Origin of the sequence: Sphingopyxis sp., from assembly GCF_050725615.1 — a bacterium.
Classification (GTDB): domain Bacteria; phylum Pseudomonadota; class Alphaproteobacteria; order Sphingomonadales; family Sphingomonadaceae; genus Sphingopyxis.
In genome coordinates this window covers 1-24,536 of record NZ_JBOHHU010000064.1, presented here as the reverse complement: position 1 = coordinate 24,536, position 24,536 = coordinate 1, and the positions used below count along the sequence as shown (strand labels likewise).

The window sequence follows — 24,536 nt, the reverse complement described above, 5'->3', positions numbered from 1 at the left end:
CCGCGCCCGCAACGTATTGATCAGGAACAGCGCGGAACCGAAGGGGCCGTCGAGCATCGTTTCCATCGTCGCGGCGCCAACCCGTTCGCCGTCGATCCGGAATTCGACCGGCATCGCGATCAGGTGGGCGTCCCGCCACCCGTCGATGCGCGGGCCGAGCACCAGCCCCTTGTTGTTGCCATAGTCCGACGCGGTGACCGCGGGTCCATGTTTATTGATTTCGGGAAAGGGCGAACTGGCAATCTCGATCCCGGTGCGGACCTCTTCGATCACGTCGCGGACCGAAACGATATCATAGCCCCGCGTGCCAACGTCGCCGAAGCGCAGCAACACCTCGGCCTCCGCCGCTGCGAAGCCGCCGCCATAGACCGGCATCGCGGGCTCCCCGCCAGCGGCGGCTTCGATGATCTCGTCGGTGAAGATCGGGCCGGCGATGCGGTTGCCGCCATAGCGGCTGACCAGTTCATTGGCGATCCGCCCGACCTTCCAGCCGCCGATCGGGCGTCCGTCGAAGGCGATCGCCGAATCCTGGATCGCATAAGCCCCGGCCATGTCCTGCGGCATCGCGCCCGGATAGACGGTAAGCGGTGTCTTTGTCGCCCGCGCCGCCAGAAACGCCTTGGCTATGGCTTGTTGTTCGCTCGTTGCCAGCATCTTTGTCATTTCCCTCATCCGGAATTTCCTGTAAGAGACACCGGTGTCAAAAGCAAGCGAATAGCCATCAGCGCGGTTGATTTTGTGACAGCGGGCGCGCAGTAGGAAGCGGCGAGCCGGACCAACCGGGCCCGCAAAGGAAAAGTGAAACGTCCATGGCGCCACGCACGCGGGAAAAAAGCGGCAAGCAACCGACGATCAACGATGTCGCGGCGCTCGCCGGCGTGTCGAAAAAAACCGTCAGCCGGGTCATCAACCGATCCGAATTCATCACCGACAAGACGCGGCAAGCGGTCGAACAGGCGATCAAGATGCTCGGCTTCGTCCCCAACCCGCAGGCGCGGGCGCTGGCATTTCGCCGCAACTTCCTGATCGCGCTGCTTCACGACAATCCGAACGCGCAGACCGTACTCAATTTCCAACAGGGCGTGCTCGACGCGATCAAGGACAGCGACCTTGCGCTGCTCGTCCGCCCGGTCGATCGCGGATCGGACCGGATGCTCGACGATGTGCGCGTGTTCCTGGAAAAGCAGCGCCCGATCGGCGCGATGCTGTTGCCGCCGATTTCGGAGAATGACGACCTCGCCGCGCTCTGCGAGGATCTGGGCGTGCGTTACGTCCGGATCGGGTCCGCGCAGCTTGATGACGCCAAACATTGCGTGTCGTCGAACGACCGCGAAGTGGTGGCCGAAGCGGTCGGTAAGCTGGTCGGGCTTGGCCATCGCCGCATCGGTTTCGTCCGCGGCCCGGTCGGGTTCCGGTCGGCCGCCGAACGCGAAAAGGGATTCCACGAAGCCCTGGCCAAAGCGGGGCTGACGCTGCCCGCCGACTATTCGGCGCCGGGCAATTATCGCTACACCGCCGGGATCGAAGCCGGCGAGAAATTGCTGTCGCTCGCCTCCCCGCCGACCGCGATCTTCTGCTCGAACGACGAGATGGCGGCCGGCGTGATGAGCGTCGCGCACAGCAAGGCCATCGCGGTGCCGGCCGACCTGTCGATCATCGGCTTCGACGACAGCCCGACCGCGACGCATATCTGGCCCGCGCTCAGCACCGTGCGCTGGCCGATCCGCGAAATGGGCGTGCGCGCCGCGCGCACCCTGGTGCCCGACTTTCTCGATATCGGAGCAAAATCTTTGGACGAAGCAAATGTCATGGCCTCCACCTTTATCGAGCGGCAATCGGTCGCCGCCCCGAAGCGTTGATATGATGAACCCTGCCCCGGCCCCTGACACCGAAATGACACCGGTATCGGCGCTACGTATCCGCCCTGCGGATAGCGTGGCGACCTGTTTGACCGATGCGGCGGCTGGCGACCGGGTGATGGTCGATGGCATAGAGATCGTGCTGGTCGACGCGGTGCCGCGCGGCCACAAATTCGCCCTCGCCGCGATCGGCCGCGGCGATACGGTGGTCAAATATGGGTTCCCGATCGGCGTTGCGACGGCCGACATCGCGGCGGGCGCCCATGTCCACAGCCATAATCTCGCGACCGCCTTGAGCGGCGCCGACGATTATCATTATGCGCCGCGCGATTCCGCTCCCCCTGCGCCGCCGATCGCGACGCGCCGCTTCGCCGGCTATCGCCGCGCCGATGGCCGCGTCGGCACGCGCAACGAAATCTGGATCCTGCCGACGGTCGGCTGCGTCGGCAATCTCGCGGCGCGGGTCGCGCGGATTGCGGACGAACGCCATGGCGGGCGCGTCGATGGTGTCCATGCCTTCAAACATCCGTTCGGCTGTTCGCAGCTCGGCGACGACCTGGGCCACACGCGCGGCCTGCTCGCGGCGCTGGCGCAGCACCCGAACGCCGGCGGCGTCCTGATCGTCGGCCTCGGCTGCGAGAGCAATCAGCTCGGCGCGCTGCTCGACATGATCCCGCCCGAACGCCGCGCCTCCATTCGCACGCTGTCGGCGCAAGCGGTCGAGGACGATGTCGCCGCCGCGCTGACGCTGGTCGACGAGCTGGTGGATATCGCGGGCGCGACGACACGCAGCGACGTGCCACTCTCCGCCCTCACCCTCGGCGTCAAATGCGGCGGATCCGACGGGCTGTCGGGCCTCACCGCCAACCCGCTCGTCGGGCGCATGGCCGATGCGGTCGCGGGCGCGGGCGGCAAGGTCATCCTCACCGAAATCCCTGAAATCTTCGGCGCCGAACAGATGCTGATGGACCGTGCGGTCTCGCACGCGGTGTTCGACGAGACGGTGACGCTGGTCCGCAGCTTCAAGGACTATTTCATCCGCCACGGCGAGCCGGTGAGCGAAAACCCCTCCCCCGGCAATATCGCAGGCGGCATCACCACGCTCGAGGAAAAGTCGCTCGGCGCGGTGCAGAAGGGCGGCCAGGTTCCGGTGGTCGATGTCCGGCCCTACGGCGGCGAGGCCGTCCTGCCGGGCCTCACCCTGCTGGAAGCGCCGGGCAATGACGCGGTGTCGTCGACCGCGCTGACCGCCGCCGGCGCGACGATGATCCTCTTCACCACCGGACGCGGCACCCCGCTCGGCTTCCCTGCCCCGACGCTCAAGATCGCATCGAATCACGCGCTGGCGGAGCGCAAGGCGGGCTGGATCGATTTCGACGCGGGCCAGGTGCTCACCGAAGGCTTCGATGCGGCGTCGGAGGCGCTGCTCGACCTGATCGCCGCCACCGCCTCGGGCGCTGAAACGCGCGCCGAAGCCAATGAGGAACGCGACATCGCGATCTGGAAATCGGGCGTGACGCTTTAGGGCGCCGCAGCGCAGGAAAAGTTTCGCGCAAAGACGCAAAGCCACGAAGAGGTGGGTGCCAAGGATCGACATTCCGCCTTCCTTCGCGCGAAGCGCCTTCCAAGGCCGCCTGCGGCGGCACCGGGCTTCGAAACCTGCGCATCTTCTTTGCGTCTTTGCGTCTTTGCGCGAAACAGATTTCGCTACGCCAGCGCCTCGAAGCGGAAATTGCGGAAACGCGCCTCGCCCGTTCCAGCCGAATACAGCCCCGGCCGCAGCATCAGGAAACCGCCGCGCACATTATGGTGGTAGCCGGACACCTCCATGCCGCGATCGAAGCGGACCCATGTCTTTCCGCCGTCGCCGCTGGTGTCATAGGTGACGATATGCCGGTCGTTGGTCACCCGCATCCGCATCGTGCGACCATGCGGGTTGACGGGGCGACCGCGTTCGATGCCATATTGGTGGGTGACGAAGCGCTCGCCGTCGAAGCCGAGTCCGCAGTACAGCTTTTCGTCATAGAAGAGGATCAACCCGGCAGTTCCGCCCGGCGCGATCTCGATATCGCATTCGAACCTGTACGCCTGATCGCCCGCAATCAGCAGCAGCGGCGACGAATCCGACGGCGCCTTGCCGCGCGCCGCGAGTAACAGCGCGCCATTCTCGACCCGCGCGCGGTCGCGCTCGTCGGGGGCGGGCTTGAAGAAATTCCATTTCGCGCCGAGCGCCAGCGTCTTGAAATCGTCCGAGAGCGCCATGCCGTGCGGTCCCGCGACCGTCCCGCCCTTGGGCTTTATGATCGGCTGCGACAAATCGCCGCCCGTCATGCGGAACCAGCCGTCGTCGGTCCACTCGACCGGGTCGAGCAACGCCTGTCGCCCGAGCGTCCAATAGCCATTCTCGAAACCGTGATAGACGCTCCACCAGTCGCCCGCCGGTCCTTCGACCAAGGTCGCATGGCCGCGCGACCACCATTTTTCGCCCGCCGTCTTGGTATGGACGAGCGGGTTGGCCGGGCAATTTTCCCACGGCCCGTGGATCGACTTCGAGCGCGCCGCGATCACCATATGCCCGGTCGGCGGCCCTGCGGTGCCACCAACGGCGGTGACCATGTAGAAATAGTCGCCGTGGTGCGTGATCTTCGGCCCCTCGGGCGCGAACCCCTCGACCACCCAGTCGGACGGGTAGCGCCAGGGATCATAGACATGCTCGGGCTCGCCGAGGCGGGACAGGCCGTCGTCCGTCAGCCGCACCCGGTCGCCGCCTGACAGGAACAGCCAGCGCGACCCGTCCTCACCCACCGCATGGCCGGGGTCGATATGGTTGGGCAGGTTCAGGTCGACGGGGTCGCTCCACGGCCCCTCGATCCGGTCGGCCCAGATCACCCAGCTGGTGTTCGGACCCTTGGTGGGGATGTAGAGATAGTAGCGGCCTTCATGCTTGCACAGTTCGGGCGCCCACACCGATCCGATATTCTTCGTCAGCGCCGGGCCGATCGGCCGCCAGTTCACCAGATCGCGCGAATGCCAGATCACCAGCCCCGGATAGCTGTCGAAGGTCGAGAAGGTCATATAATAATCGGCGCCGTCCTTCAGGATCGACGGATCGGGATGGTCGCCCGCCATGATCGGGTTGAGGAAGCGCCCGTCGCCGAGGTCGGCCTTGCGCTGGCCGTCGAAGCCCTTCGCCCATGGCGGCGCCACACCTCCCGCTGCCGTCGCCGCGAGGGCGGCCGGCGCACCCAACCCCGACAGCCCGGTGGCGAACAACCCGGTTCCGGCCAGCTTCAACATTGCGCGGCGATCGGTCACATTCATTCCTCCAAAAGAAAAGCCCGGCCCCCGCAAGCGAAGACCGGGCCTTTCCGGGACTAATCCGTCACATCAGATCTTGACGCGCGCACCGAACAGGAAGGTGCGGCCGAAATGATTATTCTCATAATTGCGATCGGCATCGATGTCGGTGAAGCGATAGCGATATTCGTCGGTCAGGTTGATGCCCTCGACCGAGATTTCGATATTGTCGGTAATCGCATAGCGGACCGACGCATCGACGTTGATCGTCGAACCATAGCCTTCGAAGACGTTGCCGGTGCCGCTGTTGGCGTCGGCATAGCGGCTGCGATAGCTGATCGAGGCGCGCGCGCTCAACTTGCCGTCATCATAATAGAGCGTGCCATTATACGCGCGCTTCGACAGGTTGAAGAGCGTGCCGTTGCGGACGCCGGGGATGTTCGGGCCAAAGGCGCAATTCGGCGCGACGCAGGGATTAATCGTCGGACCCGCAACGGTATAGTCGGCATCGGAGTCGACAAAGGTCGCGTTGGCGATGCCGCCGAAATTCGACAGGAAGCCCGGCAGGAACTTGAATGGCGCCTGCAAGGAGATTTCGACGCCCTTGAGCTTCGCGCCCGCGCCGTTTCCGATCGACGTGATCGTCCACAATTGGCGTTCCGGGTCGCCTGCGGCCGGGCTGCTTGGCGGAATAACCGACAACGGCAGACCGGTCGATGCAAAGGTGCCGCTTGTCGTCGTCGCGACGGGGAAGCTGGCGATATCTTTTTTGAACAACGCGACCGAGAAGATCGATTGCGGCGCGAAATACCATTCGACGGCCAAGTCGTAGGACGTTGCGCGGAACGGGTTGAGCACCGGATTGCCGTAGTTGATGCGATAGTTGAATCCGTCGACCGAACCGCCCGGGGTCAGATTGCCCAGCGTCGGACGCGTCATAACATCGGCAACCGCAGCGCGGATGATGACATCGTCGTGCGGGAACAGCGCCAGGTTCATCGAAGGCAGCCAGTCTTCATAGCTGCGCTTCAACGTGACGAGGGTACCGCTGGTCAGGCCGCTCGACGTCTGATCCGTGTGCACGTACCGGACACCCGCATTGAGCGCGTAACGCAGACCGACCACTTCGCCTTTGGCATCGAACTGCAGGTAACCGCCCGTGACCTCTTCGCGCACCGCCCGATTGTTGCCGGCGTCGAGTACCGGCGTCCGATTGTAGAGGTTGGTGAAGGCGGTCGTAGCATCAAGGTTCGGGACGAGCCACTGGGTGGTCGTGCCTGCCGGCTGGCCTGCCTTGCCCAGCGTGAACAGGTCGGCCAACGCCGAAGTGCCCGGGAAACCATAGACCGCAGCAGGGCCGAAAGCCGACGTTGGCGAACAATTGATCGTACCAAGGACGCGATCGACGCCGCCATTGCCGCACACCACAGTATCGCGCGTGAAAGCGATGCTGGAGAAGTCGAAGCGACGATAGACGCCGCCCGCCTTGACCGTAAACCCGTCGGCGACATCCCATTCGGTGCGCAGTTGCACGGTGCGGAACTTATTCTCGACCTCCGACGGACGGTCGCGGATTTCGGCGAGCTGGAAGTTCGATGGCGTGGTCACGCTGGTGCCAAAGGTCAGCAGCGGGTTGGCCATGTCGCTATAATCATAGCGATAGTCCTGCGCGTCGCGGTCGTCGAAAACGATTGTCGTTTCGAGCGGGATCGACGCGGTCGATTTCGACATGCCGCCGAGCAGGGTGAAACGGAAGCTGTCGCCGACATCCTGGTCCCAAGTGGCGCCGACCTGATAGAATTCGGTCTTGGCCTTGCGCAGATAATGTTCGGTGCGCACCCAGGCGTCGTCGAGCGTTGCCGAGATCAGATTATTGTCGCCGTCGATTTCATAGTCGCTGACGTTGATCGAACGTTCGTTGCTGCGCAGCAGCACTTCGGCCCAGCGCTCGCGGCGCTGGTGCTTGAAGCTGGAATAGAGGCCGTCGAGCGAGATCTTGGTCGCGTCGGTCGGCGCGAACTGGATCGACCCCGTGATGCCGAGGCGCTTCTTGTCGTGCGCGATCTCACCATAGCGCGGAATGCGCGGGTGAAAGGCGAGCGCCACCGGGTCGCAGATCGCGCTGGGAATATAGGAACCACCCGAATTGGCCGTCGTCCAGCACGGCGTCCCGTCGACCGAGTCGAAACGCGCCTGCGCCCAGCGAACCGTGTTGTTACCGAGTTCGAGGGTCTTCTGGTCCGAATAGGCGGCCGAGACCGCGAAGCCGAGCGTGCCGGCGTCATTGACCCAGCTCAGCAACCCCGCGACGCGCGGGCCCGTCTTTTCGGAGAGGTCGTTGTAGCTGGCCTGGGCCGACAGCGCGGCGGTGAAGCCGCTCTTGCCCGCGAGCGGGTTGCCGGTGTTGAGGTCGACCACCGCGCCGAGCGAGCCTTCGTCGAGCGAGGCTTCGGCGGTCTTGTGGACGACGATCGAGCTGAACAGTTCGGAGGCGAAGACGTTGAAGTCGAACGCGCGGTCGCGGTTCGCCGACGCGCCGTCGGTCGAGGTCGCAACGGTTTCCATGCCGTTGACGCGGACGCGGGTGAATTGCGAACCCAACCCGCGCACCGTGATGCCGCGGCCTTCGCCGCCGTCGCGCTGGATGGTGATGCCGGGAATGCGCTGCAGCGATTCGGCGAGATTCTGGTCGGGAAATTTGGCGATATCCTCGGCGACGATCGCGTCGACCGCCGACACCGAGTCGCGCTTGACGTCGAGCGCCTTGTCGAGCGAGGCGCGAAAGCCGGTGACGACGATTTCGTCTTCGGGGGCCACCTCGTCAGCGGGCGCGGCGGCGTCGGCCGCATCCTGCGCCCAGGCCGGCGACACCGCCAGCACGGCGAGCGAAACCCCGCACGCCAACCTCGCCAAATTGCGGACGCCCTGCATTGCGTGAATAGCCATCATGTTCCTCCCGTTTACCAGCCCCGCCGCCGCCTGAGCGGCAAATGACACCGGTTACTTTGCGTGACAAAGCAGATCGATCCGACCGCTCGCCTTGAAATTTTAGAGAGTGAGGCAATACCGTCGCGATTTCGCGACCGGCCATCCATTGCCCTCTCCCGACAATATTTTCTCGTTGACCGATTGGGGTAACCGGTGTCAGGAAGACTGAAGGATATAGACCACTGTGTCAATACCCCAATGAAGAGGAGAGGCAGGATGCTGAAAAAGCTGTGGCTTGCGGCGATGTTGATGGCGCCGATGTGGCCTGCGCCCGTCGCGATGGCGGCCGATTCGTCCCCCCTCGCCTTCCCCGGCGCGGTGGGTCCGGCGGCGCAGACGATCGGCGGGCGCGGCGGCCAGATACTGCGCGTAACGACGCTCGCCCCCGACGGCCCGGGGTCGCTGAAAGCCGCGATCGAGACCCCCGGACCGCGCATTGTCGTGTTCGAGGTCGGCGGCGTGATCGATATGGGTCGCACGACGATCGAGGTGAAGCATCCCTTCCTGACCATCGCCGGGCAGACCGCGCCCGGCCCCGGCATCACGCTGATCCGCACCGGCATCGACGTGAAGACGCACGACGTGATTTTCCGCCATCTGCGCGTCTACACCGGGGTCGATGGCCAGCCGAAACGCAGCGGATGGGAAGCCGACGCCTTTTCGACCGTCGCCGCGACCAATGTGATCGTCGACCATTGCACCTTCCTGTGGGCGATCGACGAGAATATGTCGGCGTCGGGTCCGCGTTTCACCGGCAAGACGGTCGACGAATGGCGCCAGGGCACCAGCCACAATATCACCTTCTCGAACAATCTGGCCGCCGAGGGCCTCGCCGACGCGAGCCATCCCAAGGGCGAGCACAGCAAGGGGTCGCTGATCCACGACAATGCTACCGGCATCGTCTTTTACCGCAATATCTGGGCGCATAATGTCGAGCGCAATCCGCTGATCAAGGGCGGCGCGCAGGCATTGATGATCAACAACCTGATCTACAATCCGCAGCACCGCGCGGTGCACTATAATTTGATGAACCTCGAATGGGTCGGCCATCCCTATGTAACGGGCCAGATCACCGCGATCGCCAACGTCATGCGCGGCGGCAACGACACCGATGCGAAGCTGCCCTTCCTGATGCTCGGCGGCGACGGCGACCTCGAATTTTACGGCAAGGACAATCTGGCGGTCGACCGCCACGGCGAGCCGCTGCCTGAGGTCGGCCGCTATGGCGAAACGCGCGCGCAACTGATCCGCGCCAAGACGCCGCTCGCTCCGATCGCGGGATACCGGATCCTGCCGGTCCGCGACGTCGAAACCTCGCTGCTGACAACCGCCGGCGCCCGCCCCTGGGCGCGCGATGCCGAGGAAATCCGCATATTATTCTTCGTCGCCGAGGGACGCGGCGAGGTGATCGACGACGAAAAGGAAGTCAGCGGCTATCCCAAGGTCCAGCAAGCGGTCCGCGCGCCCTTCGTCGAGGGCGATTGGGACCTGGCGACGATGGAGCCACGCTGGGGTCTCCTCTATCCCGCGCAGACCGCGCCGATGCCGCAGGAGCATCTCTCGGCACGCGACCTCGATTCGCGCGGCGGCGTGAAATGAGCGCGCTGCTCGCGCTGCTGCTGGCCGGCGGCTCGGCGCCCGCAATGATCGTGATCGACGAGGCTGCAACAGTGCGTGAGGAAGCGCCGCCGCACGGCGCGATCGGCCTGTCGACCGCGTACCGGATCAGCGACCAAGTCCCCGCCCCGCGCAGCTTCGAATTTCGCAAGCGCGCGCTGCACGTCGGCGCCGCGATCGGCGTCCATCCGATCGACCATGACGAAATCTACTACGTCCTGTCGGGCACTGGCGTGGTCCATTCGGATGGCGAAGAGAAGGACCTCAAGGCCGGCACCGCCGCCTGGCTTTACAAGGGCGCAAAGGTCGGCATCCGCCAGACCGGCGACGCACCGTTGGTCCTCATCATCGCCTATCCGAACAACTATTCGAACAAGGCGGCGGACCAGCCATGACGCTCGGCCGCCGCGCGCTGCTGGCCGCCGGACTGGCGCTGCCGCTGGCCGGCGCAGCGACGGCGCAAGCGAAAGCCGCCTGGACACGCCCCGCCGGCATCGTCCCCGACGCCAGCATCGCGCTGTGGCCCGAGGGTCATCTCGCGGTGCCGCCGGGCCTCGTCGAAAGCGTGGTCCAGCGCAGCGACGACCCGAACGCCAGCGACCGGATGCTGCAGGGCATCACCCGCCCGCGCCTCGACCTCTTCCGCCCCGAAAAGCCCAATGGCGCGGCGGTGATCCTCGCCCCCGGTGGTGGCTATCGCTATGTCGTGGTCGACAAGGAAGGCTATGAGCTCGCGCGCTGGCTCAAGGAACGCGGCGTCACCGTCTATGTCCTCTTCTATCGCCTGCCCGGTGATGGCTGGCCCGACCGATCGAATGTTCCGCTCGCCGATGCGCAGCGCGCGGTGCGATTGGTGCGCAGCCGCGCGGGCGTTGACGGCATCGACCCGGCGCGCGTCGCCTTCGGCGGCTTTTCGGCCGGCGGCCATGTTGCGACCAGCCTGCTGACGCGCTTCGACGCCAGCGCCTATGCGCCGGTCGACGCCGCCGATGCCCTCTCCGCACGCCCCGACGCCCTCGCGGCCTTCTATCCGGTCGTGTCGATGGACCCGGCGATCGCGCACGCCGTCAGCCGCGAAAAATTGCTCGGCCCCGACCCCGACGCGGCGCGACAGGCGCTTTATTCACCCGAGCAGCAGGCCCGGACCGACATGCCGCCGCTGTTCCTGCTCCACGCCGAGGACGACGATGTGGTGAAGGTCGAAAACAGCCTGCGCCTCCACAGCGCCGCGCGCGCGATCGGCGCCCCATGCGAAGCGCATTATTTCGCCGAGGGCGGCCATGGCTTCGGGCTGATGAAGACGACGGGACTTCCCGTCGCGGCCTGGCCCGACCTCTATTGGAACTGGCTCGCAGCGCGGCAGATCGTCTAAATCCTCGTCATTGCGAGCGTAGCGAAGCAATCCAGGGCGGTTTACGCGACACTGGATTGCCGCGTCGCCTTCGGCTCCTCGCAATGACGGATTTTATGACCCCGGCTGGATATAGGGGACGCGCGCGAACAGTTCGCGCTCCCACGCGCGCGGATTATCCGCGACCCGGGCATAGGCGTCGAAGATCATCGTGCGACGCTTCTTGAGATCATAGGCCGCCCAGCCCGGATTCCCCGTTTTCGCGAAGCGGGTGAAGGCGGTGATCATCGCGGCGCTCACCTGATGCTTGCACGTCGATTGATCGGGACCGGTGCCAAAGACGAGCGCGATGTCGTCGGCGTGCTTCGCGTCCATATAGTCGAGCTGGTAAACAAAGGCCGGCGCCCCTGCCCGCGCGCGCGCCTCGGCCTCCTCGACCTGCCCGCGCCAGCTGCGCGCGGCGGTGACGATGCGATGGAACAATTCGAGCGGCTGCGCGCCCGGATAGCGGGTACGAAACTGCGCAACGACCCAGACAGGATCGATATCGACGCGCATTTCGGGGCCGATCCGCGCGGCGAGATTGTCGTAGGTGAGGCCCGCCAACTGCTTCCCGTCGGCCGCAAAAAAGGCCCGCGTCTCCATCACCGTATTGCCCAGCATCATCGGGATGGTCAGCGACTGCGGCGCGGGGTCGGGCCAGAAGGGATGGCGCGTCAGATGCTTCATGTCGAGCACCGGGCCCATATAGACCCCGCCGCCGATGATCGGGTCGGTCGCCGACAGTGCCGCGACGATTTGATCGACCGGCGCCGTGGCGGGATCGACGCCCCGACCCAATTTGTCGAGGAATGCCACCGCGCGCTTGCTCGCGTTGATCGGGCCCGAGGCGGTGACTTGCTGCCCGCTCATCGTGATCGCCTTGTGGAACAGCCCTGCCGCCTCGGGCATCGCCATCAGCGTCGCGATCTTCGCGCCGCCGCCCGACTGGCCGAAGACGGTGACATTGGCGGGATTGCCGCCGAACGCCCCAATATTGCGCTGCACCCACCGGAGCGCGACGATCAGGTCGAGCTGGCCGGCATTGCCGCTGTCGGGAAAACGGTCGGGCAGGTAGAGGTAACCGAACGCGTTGAGGCGGTGGTTGACCGTGACGACGACGACATCGCCCTGCGCCGCGAGCGCCGCGCCATCATTGAGCGGATCGGTGACGCTGCCCGCCGAATAGGCGCCGCCGTGGAAATAGACCATCACCGCGCGCGGTTTCTTCGCCAGCGCCGTGGGGGTCCACACGTTGAGAAACAGGCAGTCTTCGGATTGCGGCTGGTAGCGATCGCCCGCCTGCGGGCAAGCGGGACCATATTGCCCCTGTTCGGCGAAAGGCTGTTCGGCGGTTGTCACCGGCACCGGCGCGCGGAATCGTTCGGCGCGCGCGTAGCGAATGCCGGGATAGGCGATTGCCCACAGTGACTCATTTTCCTTGCGCGGCTTGCTGCGATAGGTGCCGTCGGTCGCGGTCACCGTCGCATTCGACGGCTGCGCCCATGAAGGCGCGGCATAAGAGAGCATGACCAATCCCGCTGCTCCGCCAAGCAGCTTGCGACGACTGAACGGCTCAGCGCCGGACATCGAGTCCTCCCCCATGAAACGCGTCGATATCGCTCTGGCTAAAGCGGCTCGCGTCCCCGGGCAAGCTGTGTTTGAGGCAGGTCAGTGCGAGGCCGCTGTCGGCCATCGCGCGGGCATCGCCGCCGCCAAGATGCGCGTGCAGAACCCCGGCGGCAAAGGCGTCGCCCGCGCCGATGCGGTCGACGATGCCGGTCACGTCGATCTCGTCGGTCTGATGCGCGCTGTCGCGCAGATCGACGCGCGCCGCGATGCGGTGATGGTCGGCCGATACCGTGTGTCGCGCGGTCGAGGCGATCAGCTTGAGGTCGGGGAAGGCCGCAAAACCCGCGTCGGCCGCTTCGCGCCGCCGGTCCGCGCCCTCGCCCGAAAAATCGCGGCCGAGCACCAACGACAGGTCGCGGTGGTTGCCGAACAGGATGTCGGTCAGCCCGATCAATTCGGAGAGGATCGCGCGCGGGTCGCTGTCCCATGCCTCCCACAGCATCGCGCGATAATTGCCGTCGAAGCTGATCGGCACGCCCAGCCGTTTGGCCGCGCGCGCCGCCGCCAGCGCGGCCTCGGCCGAGCGCGGGCCGAGCGCGGGGGTGATGCCCGACAGGTGGAGCAGCCGCGCGCCGGCGAGCAGCGCGTCGAAATCATAATCTTGCGGCCCGCTCGCGGCAAAGCTCGACCCCGCCCGGTCGTAGACGATCTCGGATGCGCGCAGCCCCGCCCCGACACTGAGGAAATAGAGCCCCATCCGCCCCGGACAAGGCGTGACGGCGGTGCAATCGACGCCCGCGCCGCGCACCGCCGCCACCGCTCCGCGACCCAGAGCGTTGGAAGGAATTTTGCCGACCATCGCGCAATCATGGCCGAGATGCGCGAGCCCGATCGCGACATTCGCCTCGGCCCCGCCGACATGGAGCGACAGCGCGGGCGACTGCATCAGCAGCTCGTTCCCCGGCGCGGTCAGGCGGATCAGCAATTCGCCGAAAAAGACCAGCTTGCTCATCCCAACTCCCGTTCGTCGATACTGCCGGTTTCTGCCTTACCGTAGCCCTGAGCTTGTCGAAGGGTGCTTCTCGGATAGGCGCCCTTCGACAAGCTCAGGGCTACGGTGATGTTTTTGTTGTTATCGCGCGAGCCAGCCGCCGTCGACGGCGAGAATATGGCCCTGCACATAGTCCGACGCCGACGACGCCAGGAACACTGCGGCTCCCCCGATATCCTTCGGATCGCCCCAACGGCCCGCCGGGATACGGTCCATGATCTGGCGGTTGCGCGTCTCGTCGCCCTGCAAGGCAGCCGTGTTGTTCGTCGCGATATAGCCGGGGGCGATCGCGTTGACCTGAACGCCCTTCGCCGCCCATTCATTGGCGAGCAGCTTGGTCAGCCCGCCAACGCCCGATTTCGACGCGGTGTAGCTCGGCACGCGGATGCCGCCCTGAAAGGTCAGCATCGAGGCAATGTTGATGATCTTGCCCGACCCGCGCGCGATCATGTGGCGGCCGACCGCCTGACACAGGAAGAAGAGCGTCTTGAGATTGGTGTCCATCACCGCATCCCAGTCGGCCTCGGTAAAATCGACCGCGTCGGCGCGCCGGATGATGCCGGCGTTGTTCACCAGTATATCGATCCGGCCGAACTCGGCCAGCACCGCATCGACCAGCGGCTGCACCGCGCCGACGCTCGACAGGTCGGCGGCGAAATTCTCGGCTCTGCGCCCCAGCCCGCGCACCTTGCCGATGGTCTCGTCGGCGGGCGAGCGGCCCGCGGCGGCGATCTCCGCCCCCGCCTCGGCGAGCGCGAGCGCGATACCCTGCCCGATGCCGGTGTTGGCGCCGGTGACCAAAGCCACCTTGCCCGAAAGATCGAACAACTTCGTCATGTCAGGCGAGCGCCGGCTCCGCCGACAGGCTTTTCAGATAGGCGCTGATCGCTTCGTCCTGCGAATTGGCATAGAAATATTCGGCAAACTTCTCGCCCGCGATCGCGGCGCGCAACAGGTCCTGGTCGACCGTCTTGAGCACCGTCAGCATGTCGCGGCACGACGCTGCCTTCAGATCCTTCAGGATGCCGCGGTTCGTGCGCATGATCTCGGCGCGCTCCTTGGGATAACCAAGACCGCGTTCGCCGTCGAACAGCTTGCGATAGACGTCCTGCAGGTTGAGTTCGGCGGCCCAGCCGAAGCCCTTGGCATAGGGCATCGAAATCGCGTTGCCGTCGTTGATCTGCCCGAACAGGAAGGCGTCGGTCGGATCGATGACGAGCCCGCAGAACACGCCGGGCATGGCATTGCACGCGAGCATCGACCCCATCCCCGTGCCGCAACCGGTGACGACGAAGTCGGCGGCCTTCGAATTGAGCAGAATGCCGGCGAGCAGGCCGTTCATCACATAGGTCAGCGACGCCTCGTCGTCGGCCGAATACATGCCATAGTTGAAGACCTGATGCCCCAGCGGCTCGGCGACGGCGGTCAGCGCTTCGTGGATGATGCCGTTCTTGGCGGCCTGGCTGTTCTCGGTGATCAGCGCAATCTTCATGGTCCAGTTCCTTTGCTCTTCCTCGGCAGCGCGGAGTCCGGCGCCGTTTGTGAAACCTATCGCACGGTCCGCCGCATCGTCACACCGCCCGGCCAATATGGGCGCGCAATGGCGTTGGCGAACGCAAGGGCCATCCTCGCCGATCTGTCGTTGAGCATCGTCCTATGCTTCAAGGTAACCGGTGTCAAGATCGATTGAACGCGCGACGGCACGCGCCGGTGATTTGCATGACGGGCCGGGCAAGCTAGGGTGACGGGCACCCGACAAGGAGAGGATGATTTGACCATCGCCAGCATCGCCCTGCCCCGCATCCTGCGCATCGGCGGCGGCGCGTCGAAGCAATTGCCCGAGGTGCTCGCCGCGCTCGGTCTGTCGCGGCCGTTGATCGTCACCGACGCCTTTCTCCTGAGCAGCGGACGCGTCGCGGAACTCGCCGACGGGCTGGCTGGTGCGGGAATCGCCGCACGCGTCTTCGCCGACACCGTTCCCGACCCGACGGTCGCCTCGATCGACGCTGGCCTCGCCTTCCTCCGCGAAGCCGATCACGACTGCGTCGTCGGTTTCGGCGGCGGCAGCCCGCTCGACAGCGCCAAGGCGATCGCGCTGCTCGCGGTGCACGGCGGCGCGATGGCCGACTATAAGGCGCCGCATGTGCAGGACGAACCCGGCCTGCCGATCATCGCGATCCCGACCACTGCGGGCACGGGGTCGGAGGCGACGCGTTTCACGATCATCACCGAGGAAAGCACCGACGAAAAGATGCTATGTCCCGGCCTCGCCTACCTTCCCGTCGCGGCGCTCGTCGATTATGAGCTGACCTTCACCAAGCCGAAGCGCCTGACCGCCGACACCGGCATCGACTCGCTGGTCCATGCGATCGAGGCTTATGTGTCGAAACGCGCCAATCCATTCAGCGACGGCATGGCCTTGCTCGCGATGCGCGCGCTCGCCCCCAACCTCCGCCGCGTCTGCGCCGACCCGAACGACGCCACCGCGCGCGAGGCGATGATGCTCGGCGCGACGCAGGCGGGCATCGCCTTCTCCAACAGCTCGGTGGCGCTGGTCCACGGGATGAGCCGCCCGATCGGCGCGCATTTCCACGTCCCGCACGGGCTGTCGAACGCGATGCTGCTGCCCGCCGTCACCGCCTGGTCGGCCCCCGCCGCGCTCCACCGCTATGGCGATTGCGCCCGCGCCATGGGTATCGCCGACGAGCGCGAGGGCGACCAGTCGGCGGTCGCCCGGTTGCTGGGCGAACTCACGGCGCTCAACCGCGACCTCGAAGTGCCCGGCCCGGCTGCATGGGGCATCGACGCCGCGCGCTGGGACGCGCTCGTCCCGACGATGTGCGCGCAGGCGGCGGCATCGGGCTCGCCCGCCAACAACCCGCGCGTGCCCGACGCCGACGAGATGGCGGCGCTCTATGCGCAGGTGTGGGCGAGCTAGTGCTCCGACAATGATCGCCCTGTCCGTTCATCCTTCGGCAATCGGGACCCTGCTTAAGCGCGCCTGCCCCCGCTTCCCTCTCTCCTGCGTCTCATCGAGGAAGCGGGGCACCTTCCCCGCTCCGCTTGCGCCCGTCACCCACGCGCCTATGACCGGCGCATGACCCCGTCCCCGAGCCTGCCGCGCCCCGTCCGCCGTCTCGACTTTGGCGGCACCGACGACGCCGATCTCGCCCGCGAGCTCGCGGTCGAGACGCCCGTCTCGGTCGAGGTGTGCGGAATCGGCTACGCCGTGATGATGGCGACCCCCTCCGACCTGGAGGATTATGCGACCGGCTTCGCCCTCGGCGAAGGCCTGGTCGAGACCGCCGCGCAAATCCGCAGCATCGACGTCCATCCGGTCGAGGGCGGTTTTGCGCTGCGCCTCTGGCTGCCCCCCGAGCGCGCCGAAAGGGCTCTCGAACGCGCACGCAAGCGGGTGAGCGAAAGCAGCTGCGGATTGTGCGGAATCGAGAATATCGAACAGGTATTGCGCCCACTGCCCGCGATGACCGCGCGGATCGCAACGACGCGCGAGGCGATCGCGGCGGCGCTGGCGGCGCTGCCCGATCATCAGCCGCTCGGCCGCGCCACGGGCGCCGCCCACGCCGCCGCCTTCTGTGCCCCCGACGGCGCGATCCGGTGCGTGCGCGAGGATGTCGGGCGGCACAATGCGCTCGACAAGCTCATCGGCGCCCTGGCGCGCAGCGGCGTCGATGCAGGCAGCGGCTTCATCCTGCTATCGGCGCGCTGCAGCTATGAACTGGTCGAAAAGACAGTGCGCGCGGGTTGCCCGATGCTCGTCACCATCTCGGCCCCGACCAGCCTCGCCGCCGAGCGTGCCGCCGCCGCCAGACTGACCCTCGTCACGCTGGCGCGCGAGGACTCGGCGCTGATCGTCTGCGACGCGCATGGCATGATCGGATGAAGACGCTCGGTGCGATACTTGCGGGCGGGCGCGCGACGCGCTTCGGCTCGGACAAGGCGGTCGCCTTGCTGGCCGGGCGCCCTTTGCTCGACCATGCGCTCGCGGCGCTGCGCCCGCACGTCGACGCGCTGATCGTCGTCGGCCGGCCGGTCGAGAATCAACCGATGGTGGCCGACTGGCCCGCCCCCGACCGGGGCCCGCTCGGCGGCATCGCAGGGGCGCTCCGCCATGCCGCCGCCAACGGCTTTGACCAGCTGCTCAGCATCTCGGTCGATTGTGTCCGCCTGCCTCCCGACCTGCGCGCGCAGCTCGACCCGGCGCCCGCCTTTCTCGAAAGCCAGCCGGTGATCGGCCTGTGGCCCGTCGCGGCACGCGGCGAGCTCGAGGCGCTGCTCGAGGACGATCGCGACCGGTCGATGCGCGCCTTTGCGCGCCGGATCGGCGCGCGCGCGGTCATCGCCGACTTCGTCCCGCCCAACATCAACAGCCCGGCCGACCTCGACCGGCTGGCGGACTTATAACCCGCCGAGGGCGTTCACGGTGAACGCCAATATTCCCATGTTGAACAGAAACGCCGCCATGCAATGCCCCAGCACGACGCGGCGCATATGCGCGCCGGTGACGCTGACGTCCGAGGTCTGGAAGGTCATGCCGAGCGTGAAGGCGAAATAGAGGAAGTCCCAATAATCGGGCTCGTGCGTTCCCGGCACCTCCAGCCCGCCCCGGTCGCTTCCCTTCGCCTGCCGATAAAAGAGATGCGCATAGTGCAACGTGAACACCATGTTCGCGAACAGCCAGGCGAGCACCAGCGTCGCGACGATCAGCACCACGTCGCCGCCGCCGAGATCGCCCGGACTGGCGATCAGCGCACCGACGGTGAACAGGATCACCAGCGACAAGAGCGCCGAAATCGCGAGCAGACCCGATCGGTTCGCGTCATTGTCCTGCGATCGCTGACGCATCGCGTCGGCGTCGGCGGAGAGCAGCGGAGCGATCGATGCCAGGAAAACTAGCGCGGCGGCGTCGAACCCGACCAGCAGGGCAGACCGCATGGCGCATCCCAGCGCATAAGCGCCGCCGACCGCGACGATCAGAACGGCACCAAAGACGAGGAAGCGGACCGGCGCGATATGCCGGCCGGGCGTAAAGGGCCTCCTGCCCGTCACCTCGCCCTAGGCCCGCGCCGCCACGATCCGCACCGGGATCGATTTCGCCGCCGGACAACCGCTGACCTTGTCATAGAAAGCGAGCGGCAACAGCGGGTTAAGTTCGGGATAATAGCCCGCGACCGCCCCGCGCGACATCGGATAGTCGAGCAGGGTCAGCCCCTCGACGCGCCGGACCACGCCATCGTCGCTGATCGTCTCCAGCGCCACTTTCGCCCCTGCGTCGAGACCGCGCGCGACGCGATCCTCGGCGTTGACGAAGACGATCATCCGGTCGCCATAGACCCCGCGATAGCGGTCGTTATAGCTGTAGATGGTGGTGTTGAACTGATCGTGCGAGCGCACCGTGGCGAGCCGCAGCATCGTCGGATCGGCGACGGGAGCATTGGCGTGCAGTCCCGGCAGGATCAGGAAATTGGCTTTTCCATTCGGCGTCGCCCAGACGCGGCGACGCGGCGGAATGTCGAGATGAAAGCCCGTCGGCGCCTTGATCCGTTCCGAAAAACCCTCGTAGAGCGCGGGATAGACGGCCGCGATCTTGTCGCGGATCGCATCATAATCGTCGATATAGCGCGCCCAATCGACCTTGCTGTCGGGCAGAGTCGCCAGCGCCATCCGGCAGACGATCTCGGTCTCGGGCAACAGATGCTCGCTCGCGGGATCGAGCACGCCGCGCGAGGCGGTGACGTTCGACATCGAATCCTCGATCGTGACGAACTGCTCCCCCTTCGCGGTCTCGATCCGCTCCGACCGCGCGATCACCGGCAGGATCAGCGCGTCCTGACCATGCACCAGATGCCCGCGGTTGAGCTTGGTCGCGATGCCGACGGTCAGCTTCAGCTTGCGCATCGCGGCATAGGCGCGGTCGGTATCGGGCACCGCACGCACAAAATTGCCGCCCAGCCCGATGAAGACCTTGGCGGTCCCCGCCTGCATCGCCTCGACCGATTCCACGGCGTGATGACCGTCGGCGCGCGGCGGCTCGAAACCGAACACATCGCGGACCTTGTCGAGATAGGCCTGGCTCGGCTTCTCATCGATCCCGACGGTGCGGTCGCCCTGCACGTTCGAATGGCCGCGGATCGGCGAGATACCCGCGCCGGGCTTGCCATAATTGCCCCGAAGCAACAGCAGGTTGGCGACTTGCTGGACAAGCCGCGATCCCTCCTGATGCTGGGTAATCCCCATGCCGTAACAGATGATCGTCGCGTTCGAGCGGATATAGATGTCGGCGCAGCGTCGTATCTGCTCCTCGGCGATCCCCGACACCGCGACGATCTCCGCCCAGTCGGCGCTTTCGACATCGGCGCGCAGCGCGTCGAACCCCGCCGTATGTTCGGCGATGAAAGCGCGGTCGAGTACCGCCTCGCCCGCCGCCTCGCGCTCGAACAGCACTTTCATCATGCCCTTGAGGAAGGCGAGGTCGCCGCCGATCGCGATATGGACGAATTCGCTGCTAATCTCGGTCGCGCCGAAGGTCGCCATCTGCACGATGTCCTGCGGCTCGGTGAATTTGATCAGCGCGCGCTCGGGCATCGGGTTGACCGCGACGATCGGCACCCCGCGCTTGCGCGCCTCGACCAGCGGGGTCATCATCCGCGGCGCGTTGGTCCCCGCATTATGCCCGATCAGGAAGATCGCTTCGGCATGTTCGAAGTCGCCCAGCACCACCGTGCCCTTGCCGACCCCGATCGAATGCGGCAGCCCCCGGCTCGTCGGTTCGTGACACATGTTCGAACAGTCGGGAAAATTGTTAGTGCCGAACTCGCGCACGAAAATCGCATAGAGAAAGGCCGTCTCGTTCGCGGTGCGGCCCGAGGTGTAGAATTCGGCCTCGTCGGGGCTGTCGAGCGCGCGCAGATGATCGCCGATCAGCGCAAAGGCGTCGTCCCAGCTCACCGGCACATAATGGTCGGTCGCGGCGTCGTAACGCATCGGCTCGGTCAGCCGTCCCTGCATCTCGAGCCAATAGTCCGATTGCGCCATCAGGTCGGTGACGCTGTGCTGCGCAAAAAAGTCGCGCGTCACGCGGAATTTCGTCGCCTCATGCGCCAGCGCCTTGGCGCCATTCTCGCAGAATTCGAGCGCCTTCTTGCAATCGGCGTCGGGAAAGGCGCAGCTCGGGCATTTGAACCCGCCGGGCTGGTTCATCGACAGCAAGGCGCGCGATCCCTTGCCGACGACGCTCTGCTCCATCAGCACCTTGGCCGTCGCCGCCGCCGCGCCCCAGCCGCCGGCGGGACTGTTGTAGCTTTTGTATCGAGGCTTATCGTCGGCCATGGTCGTGCGATCCTAGCGTAATTTTTCCGCGCTGTATCTATAGTCGAAACGAAAACAACGATCTGGAGCCTGCCCACCGTGACGACCGAGAACAGCCCCGCCCTGCTCAAGGATATTCTCGGGCCGCAGGCGCTGGCGACCATCGCCGACGCCGGCTCGGCCGCGTCGCCGCGTTTCGACCGCGCCGCGTTCCTCTCCGCCGCTTCGGACGGCCTCGACGCGCTCTCGATCATGGAACGCGTGCGCCGTATCGCCGACGCGCTCGCCGCCGCGCTGCCCGCCGATTATGCAACCGCGCTGCCGGTCGTCCGCACGATGGCGCCGCATCTGACCCACGGGTTCCAGGCGGTCGCGGTCACCGAATATGTCGCGCGCCACGGCCTTGACGATTTCGACGCATCGCTGGCCGCGCTCGCCGATCTGACGCGCTATGGCACCGCCGAATTCGCGATCCGGCCGTTTCTGGCCCATGACCCCGACCGCACGCTCGCGGTCATGCTCGGCTGGACGCGCGACGACAACGAGCATGTCCGCCGCCTCGCCAGCGAAGGCTGCCGCCCACGCCTGCCCTGGGCGGCGCGCGTTCCGGCGTTGAAGGCCGATCCGACACTCGGCGCCCCGATCCTCGAGACGCTCAAGGCCGATCCCGCCGTCTATGTCCGCAAATCGGTCGCCAACCATCTCAACGATATCGCCAAGGATCGCCCCGACTGGCTGCTCGATCGGCTGGCGGGCTGGTCGCAGGATGAGGCGGCGACGCGATGGATCGTCCGCCACGCACTGCGCACGCTGATCAAGGCGGGCGATCCCCGCGCGCTCGCGCTGATCGGCGTCGGCCATGGCGCGGCGGTGACGGTGCAACGCTTCGCGATCGAACCCGCGACCATCCGCCTCGGCGACCGGATCGCGATCGCGGCGACGCTGGCGTCCGATGCACGCGACGCTCAGTCGCTCGTCGTCGACTATCGCATTCACTATGCCCGCGCCGGCGGCAAGATCGCCGCCAAAGTGTTCAAATGGAAAGCGTTCGATCTTGCCGGCGGCGAAAGTGCGACGCTGGCAATCCGTCAGACGATCCGCGATTTCAGCACCCGTCGCCACCATATCGGGCGACACGCCGTCGACCTCATCGTCAACGGCCGGGTCATGGCGACCGCCGCTTTCGACCTGTCGGACTGACGCGGCGCTCAGTTCGCGCGCGCGATCGCCTCGATCTCGATCCGGAAGCCGAAGTGCAGCGGCCCGGTGGGCACCACGCTGCGCGCCGGACGATTGTCGCCAAAAACGCGGGCATAGATGGCGTCGACTTCGCCCCAATCATCGATATCGCTGAGGAATATCGTGGTCTTGACCACCTGCGCCAGACCGACGCCCGCCTGTTCCAGCACGCTCTTCAGATTCTGCAATGCCTGTTCGGCCTGCTCGGCAAAGGGCGCATGGGTCAGCGACGTATCGCGGCCGGGCCGCAGCGGCAGCTGTCCCGACACGAACACCAGACCGCCTGCGACGGTGAAGGGCGAATAATGCGGACCGTCCATCGTGCCGGATGTCATCTCGTGCCTCTCCCCCCCTCGCGCGCCGGATCGGGATATCACGCCGATCCACCGCTTGCGATACCCGCGAAAAGCGAAAGGCCGCCCCTCACGGGACGGCCCTTCCATTGTCAGCCAGAATGCGGACGGCTCAGGCGAGCCAGGCTCCTGCGTGGAGGCCGTGCTCAAATTCCGCCGCACGCGGCAAGTGACAATGAGACATCAGACCACCTCCTTTCCTTTGTTGACGATGCAAGGAATATGGCGATGGGGCCGCCCGGGATCAAGACGATTATCCGCACCCTGCCGCAAGCCATGCCGCCGGCCGGGATCGAACCGTGATGTGGTGGAAGTTGGTAGCGGAGGAGGGATCTTTTGCCAGCTTATAACTATCTGCTGTGCATCGATTTCCTTGCAATCATCGCGCAGAATACCCCCATCGATACCCCCAAAAAAGGGATCTTTGCGGCGGGCTGCCCTGACTGTGCGACGGGACCGTATCGTTTGGTCGAATCTGCAATCTGCGGGCTTTTCAGGATGAGGTGTCGTAGGAGCATTCTTCGAGGGTAGGCGCCCTCCTGCCCTATGCCGCACAATCCTGAATGGAAGTCTGGAGTCCTGTCGAGATGAGCCAAAGGTTCACCCGCGAAGAGTTCTACGAACTGGTCTGGTCGAAATGCCCCCACTAGCCTATCCGTGCAGTCGTCGGAAAAGCCAGATTACGCGCAAGAGCTTCAATCTCGTCGCGCCAGGCCAGCTTGTCGAGCCATGACTGCCGAATTGACGATGCACCGTAGAGCGCACCAACCAACTGCCCGGCAATGGCAGCAGTGGTAAGCTCGAGCACATTGTGCACCTTGAGTCGTTTCTGGCAGATTGCTCGCTGCTATTCACCCTGATGGCATCTCGGCGAATCCAATCAACCGATGATATCGCGAGCACCTGGGCTAAGTTCGGCCGGGACGCGATGCGATTGCCTCGCATATCCGCTGCGGTTTCCTATTATGCGGATCTGCCAGCGATCAAGGGAACTGAGGGGGCAAAGCGTCTCAGGCGGCTTCTTGAGGTCGCAAACGCCAACCGTCTTGGCGCTCAAATTCGAGCGCTAGCGAACCGTTCAAGCCGACCTTGTTCTCGAGCCACCCAAGGAAAACGTTGGCACTCTGGCCATGGAAACCTGAGGCTTCGCGCATATCCCGGTGTGCATCCAAGAATGCCGCCGCTTCAGCCTCGAAGCGAAGAAGTCTCGCTCTCATTTGGGCGGGATCGTCAAGCCGGTCGCACCAGTCTCGCAGCCCGGCAACCTGGATCACCCGATGGACCAGTCTGTCCGCCGGCGTCGCAAGCGAGTCAGGCCAAAGTCCCTGCAATGCCATGAGTTCTGGTGTCTCGATCGGGCCGTCTCGGGCCAGAGCGCCAAGAGCATCGCCGAGCGGCGTTGCGCCCGGGCCGAGCGTTGCGGTGCAGATCGTTACGTGATTGTCTGGCGGATCGACGGCGAAACGAAGCGCGAAGCATGCTGCCTGAACGATCTTGCTTTGCCACCAGCCTCCTTCCGCAACGCGGACCGGCAAGCCCAGGGCCCGCAGCGCGGCGGCATAGCTCGCGCAGTGGCTGTGCGTCGGGCACAGGATGGCAACATCCCGGGGCTCCAGATCGCGCAAGGCCTTGGAATGCCTGTCCACGATGTTCACCCGATCATCCGTCAGCAGGGACAGGAGACGATCAGCGATGAAATGCTGGGGCTTCCGGAGCTGCTCTTTTTGTAATCGACGATGATCGGTGACGTGCTCCCCTGAAATGTGACTGGTTTTTGGTAGAGTCCGACGCAAAGGAGTCGGACGACAATGAAACGAAGCAGGTTCAGCGAAGAGCAGATC

At 65.5% G+C, this 24,536-nt stretch carries 20 protein-coding genes and 1 pseudogene; 9 read left to right on the top strand and 12 right to left on the bottom strand.

Features of this window, described 5'->3' with window-relative positions; all coding sequences use genetic code 11:
- Positions 1-663 (bottom strand): 2-keto-4-pentenoate hydratase (locus ACREB7_RS14705; RefSeq protein WP_431593023.1); only part of this gene is annotated, 663 nt, incomplete at its 3' end.
- Positions 664-809: 146 nt separating this feature from the next.
- Between ACREB7_RS14705 and ACREB7_RS14700 the strand changes: the two genes are divergently transcribed.
- Both ACREB7_RS14700 and ACREB7_RS14695 read left to right on the top strand, forming a co-directional pair.
- Positions 810-1,859, top strand: a complete 1,050-nt coding sequence (locus tag ACREB7_RS14700; protein ID WP_431593022.1) for a LacI family DNA-binding transcriptional regulator — start codon at positions 810-812, stop codon at positions 1,857-1,859.
- A 4-nt stretch (positions 1,860-1,863) separates the two neighbouring features.
- Positions 1,864-3,384 carry a UxaA family hydrolase gene (locus ACREB7_RS14695; RefSeq protein WP_431593024.1) on the top strand — a complete coding sequence of 507 codons (1,521 nt, stop codon included), beginning with the start codon at positions 1,864-1,866 and terminating at the stop codon, positions 3,382-3,384.
- Positions 3,385-3,566: 182 nt separating this feature from the next.
- Here the strand turns inward: ACREB7_RS14695 and ACREB7_RS14690 are convergent, their stop codons facing one another.
- Both ACREB7_RS14690 and ACREB7_RS14685 read right to left on the bottom strand, forming a co-directional pair.
- Positions 3,567-5,180 (bottom strand): family 43 glycosylhydrolase, encoded by a 1,614-nt coding sequence (locus tag ACREB7_RS14690; RefSeq protein ID WP_431593021.1) that lies wholly within the window; start codon positions 5,178-5,180, stop codon positions 3,567-3,569.
- 66 nt (positions 5,181-5,246) lie between these two features.
- Positions 5,247-8,102 carry a TonB-dependent receptor gene (locus tag ACREB7_RS14685; RefSeq protein WP_431593020.1) on the bottom strand — a complete coding sequence of 952 codons (2,856 nt, stop codon included), beginning with the start codon at positions 8,100-8,102 and terminating at the stop codon, positions 5,247-5,249.
- A gap of 240 nt (positions 8,103-8,342) precedes the next feature.
- On the opposite strand from ACREB7_RS14685, the gene ACREB7_RS14680 reads away from it, so the two are divergent.
- The 3 genes from ACREB7_RS14680 to ACREB7_RS14670 are packed head-to-tail and all read left to right on the top strand — an operon-like array spanning position 8,343 to position 11,133.
- Entirely contained in the window at positions 8,343-9,743 is a 1,401-nt protein-coding gene (locus tag ACREB7_RS14680; RefSeq protein ID WP_431593019.1) for a pectate lyase family protein, read from the top strand.
- The gene (locus ACREB7_RS14675) at positions 9,740-10,156 is read left to right on the top strand and encodes a cupin domain-containing protein (protein WP_431593018.1); all 417 of its coding nucleotides are present in this window, start codon (positions 9,740-9,742) and stop codon (positions 10,154-10,156) included. The genes ACREB7_RS14680 and ACREB7_RS14675 overlap by 4 nt, the downstream gene beginning before the upstream one ends.
- Entirely contained in the window at positions 10,153-11,133 is a 981-nt protein-coding gene (locus ACREB7_RS14670; RefSeq protein ID WP_431593017.1) for an alpha/beta hydrolase, read from the top strand. The genes ACREB7_RS14675 and ACREB7_RS14670 overlap by 4 nt, the downstream gene beginning before the upstream one ends.
- A gap of 93 nt (positions 11,134-11,226) precedes the next feature.
- Here ACREB7_RS14670 and ACREB7_RS14665 read toward each other — a convergent pair whose 3' ends face one another.
- The 4 genes from ACREB7_RS14665 to ACREB7_RS14650 all read right to left on the bottom strand — a co-directional run bounded on the left by ACREB7_RS14665 (position 11,227) and on the right by ACREB7_RS14650 (position 15,266).
- Entirely contained in the window at positions 11,227-12,741 is a 1,515-nt protein-coding gene (locus ACREB7_RS14665) for a carboxylesterase/lipase family protein (protein ID WP_431593016.1), read from the bottom strand.
- Positions 12,728-13,735 carry a sugar kinase gene (locus tag ACREB7_RS14660; protein WP_431593015.1) on the bottom strand — a complete coding sequence of 336 codons (1,008 nt, stop codon included), beginning with the start codon at positions 13,733-13,735 and terminating at the stop codon, positions 12,728-12,730. The genes ACREB7_RS14665 and ACREB7_RS14660 overlap by 14 nt, the downstream gene beginning before the upstream one ends.
- 120 nt (positions 13,736-13,855) lie before the next feature.
- The gene (gene kduD, locus ACREB7_RS14655) at positions 13,856-14,611 is read right to left on the bottom strand and encodes a 2-dehydro-3-deoxy-D-gluconate 5-dehydrogenase KduD (protein ID WP_431593014.1); all 756 of its coding nucleotides are present in this window, start codon (positions 14,609-14,611) and stop codon (positions 13,856-13,858) included.
- 1 nt (position 14,612) lies between these two features.
- Positions 14,613-15,266 (bottom strand): RpiB/LacA/LacB family sugar-phosphate isomerase, encoded by a 654-nt coding sequence (locus ACREB7_RS14650; RefSeq protein WP_431593013.1) that lies wholly within the window; start codon positions 15,264-15,266, stop codon positions 14,613-14,615.
- A gap of 279 nt (positions 15,267-15,545) precedes the next feature.
- On the opposite strand from ACREB7_RS14650, the gene ACREB7_RS14645 reads away from it, so the two are divergent.
- From ACREB7_RS14645 to mobA, 3 genes are all read left to right on the top strand, one after another.
- Entirely contained in the window at positions 15,546-16,712 is a 1,167-nt protein-coding gene (locus tag ACREB7_RS14645; protein WP_431593012.1) for an iron-containing alcohol dehydrogenase, read from the top strand.
- Positions 16,713-16,871: 159 nt separating this feature from the next.
- On the top strand, positions 16,872-17,678 hold the full coding sequence (gene fdhD / locus ACREB7_RS14640; protein WP_431593011.1) for a formate dehydrogenase accessory sulfurtransferase FdhD: 807 nt from the start codon (positions 16,872-16,874) through the stop codon (positions 17,676-17,678).
- Positions 17,675-18,199: a molybdenum cofactor guanylyltransferase gene (gene mobA / locus ACREB7_RS14635; RefSeq protein ID WP_431593010.1), complete on the top strand. Its 525-nt coding sequence runs from the start codon at positions 17,675-17,677 to the stop codon at positions 18,197-18,199. The genes fdhD and mobA overlap by 4 nt, the downstream gene beginning before the upstream one ends.
- Here mobA and ACREB7_RS14630 read toward each other — a convergent pair.
- Both ACREB7_RS14630 and ACREB7_RS14625 read right to left on the bottom strand, forming a co-directional pair.
- Positions 18,194-18,844 (bottom strand): DUF1345 domain-containing protein, encoded by a 651-nt coding sequence (locus tag ACREB7_RS14630; protein ID WP_431593009.1) that lies wholly within the window; start codon positions 18,842-18,844, stop codon positions 18,194-18,196. The two genes, mobA and ACREB7_RS14630, sit on opposite strands and share 6 nt — an antisense overlap.
- Positions 18,845-18,850: 6 nt before the next feature.
- The gene (locus ACREB7_RS14625) at positions 18,851-21,124 is read right to left on the bottom strand and encodes an FdhF/YdeP family oxidoreductase (protein ID WP_431593008.1); all 2,274 of its coding nucleotides are present in this window, start codon (positions 21,122-21,124) and stop codon (positions 18,851-18,853) included.
- A 78-nt stretch (positions 21,125-21,202) separates the two neighbouring features.
- Here ACREB7_RS14625 and ACREB7_RS14620 point away from each other — a divergent pair, with 78 nt between their 5' ends.
- Positions 21,203-22,303 carry a DNA alkylation repair protein gene (locus tag ACREB7_RS14620; RefSeq protein WP_431593007.1) on the top strand — a complete coding sequence of 367 codons (1,101 nt, stop codon included), beginning with the start codon at positions 21,203-21,205 and terminating at the stop codon, positions 22,301-22,303.
- 8 nt (positions 22,304-22,311) lie between these two features.
- On the opposite strand, the gene ACREB7_RS14615 is transcribed toward ACREB7_RS14620, so the two are convergent.
- The 3 genes and pseudogenes from ACREB7_RS14615 to ACREB7_RS14605 all read right to left on the bottom strand — a co-directional run.
- Positions 22,312-22,677 carry a RidA family protein gene (locus tag ACREB7_RS14615; RefSeq protein WP_431593006.1) on the bottom strand — a complete coding sequence of 122 codons (366 nt, stop codon included), beginning with the start codon at positions 22,675-22,677 and terminating at the stop codon, positions 22,312-22,314.
- 664 nt (positions 22,678-23,341) lie between these two features.
- Complete coding sequence (locus tag ACREB7_RS14610) at positions 23,342-23,503, bottom strand: ADP-ribosylglycohydrolase family protein (RefSeq protein WP_431593005.1); 162 nt, start codon at positions 23,501-23,503, stop codon at positions 23,342-23,344.
- A 202-nt stretch (positions 23,504-23,705) separates the two neighbouring features.
- Positions 23,706-24,536 (bottom strand): annotated as a pseudogene (locus tag ACREB7_RS14605) (hypothetical protein); the annotation flags it as partial.

Bases quoted from the DNA above. Each gene is read 5' to 3' on its own strand.
- ACREB7_RS14680 (WP_431593019.1), top strand. From the start codon at position 8,343: ATGAAGAGGAGAGGCAGGATGCTGAAAAAGCTGTGGCTTGCGGCGATG.
- mobA (WP_431593010.1), top strand. From the start codon at position 17,675: ATGAAGACGCTCGGTGCGATACTTGCGGGCGGGCGCGCGACGCGCTTC.
- ACREB7_RS14700 (WP_431593022.1), top strand. From the start codon at position 810: ATGGCGCCACGCACGCGGGAAAAAAGCGGCAAGCAACCGACGATCAAC.
- ACREB7_RS14665 (WP_431593016.1), bottom strand. From the start codon at position 12,741: ATGTCCGGCGCTGAGCCGTTCAGTCGTCGCAAGCTGCTTGGCGGAGCA.
- ACREB7_RS14660 (WP_431593015.1), bottom strand. From the start codon at position 13,735: ATGAGCAAGCTGGTCTTTTTCGGCGAATTGCTGATCCGCCTGACCGCG.
- fdhD (WP_431593011.1), top strand. From the start codon at position 16,872: ATGACCCCGTCCCCGAGCCTGCCGCGCCCCGTCCGCCGTCTCGACTTT.
- ACREB7_RS14695 (WP_431593024.1), top strand. From the start codon at position 1,864: ATGAACCCTGCCCCGGCCCCTGACACCGAAATGACACCGGTATCGGCG.
- ACREB7_RS14690 (WP_431593021.1), bottom strand. From the start codon at position 5,180: ATGAATGTGACCGATCGCCGCGCAATGTTGAAGCTGGCCGGAACCGGG.
- ACREB7_RS14625 (WP_431593008.1), bottom strand. From the start codon at position 21,124: ATGGCCGACGATAAGCCTCGATACAAAAGCTACAACAGTCCCGCCGGC.
- kduD (WP_431593014.1), bottom strand. From the start codon at position 14,611: ATGACGAAGTTGTTCGATCTTTCGGGCAAGGTGGCTTTGGTCACCGGC.
- ACREB7_RS14685 (WP_431593020.1), bottom strand. From the start codon at position 8,102: ATGGCTATTCACGCAATGCAGGGCGTCCGCAATTTGGCGAGGTTGGCG.
- ACREB7_RS14670 (WP_431593017.1), top strand. From the start codon at position 10,153: ATGACGCTCGGCCGCCGCGCGCTGCTGGCCGCCGGACTGGCGCTGCCG.
- ACREB7_RS14675 (WP_431593018.1), top strand. From the start codon at position 9,740: ATGAGCGCGCTGCTCGCGCTGCTGCTGGCCGGCGGCTCGGCGCCCGCA.
- ACREB7_RS14615 (WP_431593006.1), bottom strand. From the start codon at position 22,677: ATGACATCCGGCACGATGGACGGTCCGCATTATTCGCCCTTCACCGTC.
- ACREB7_RS14650 (WP_431593013.1), bottom strand. From the start codon at position 15,266: ATGAAGATTGCGCTGATCACCGAGAACAGCCAGGCCGCCAAGAACGGC.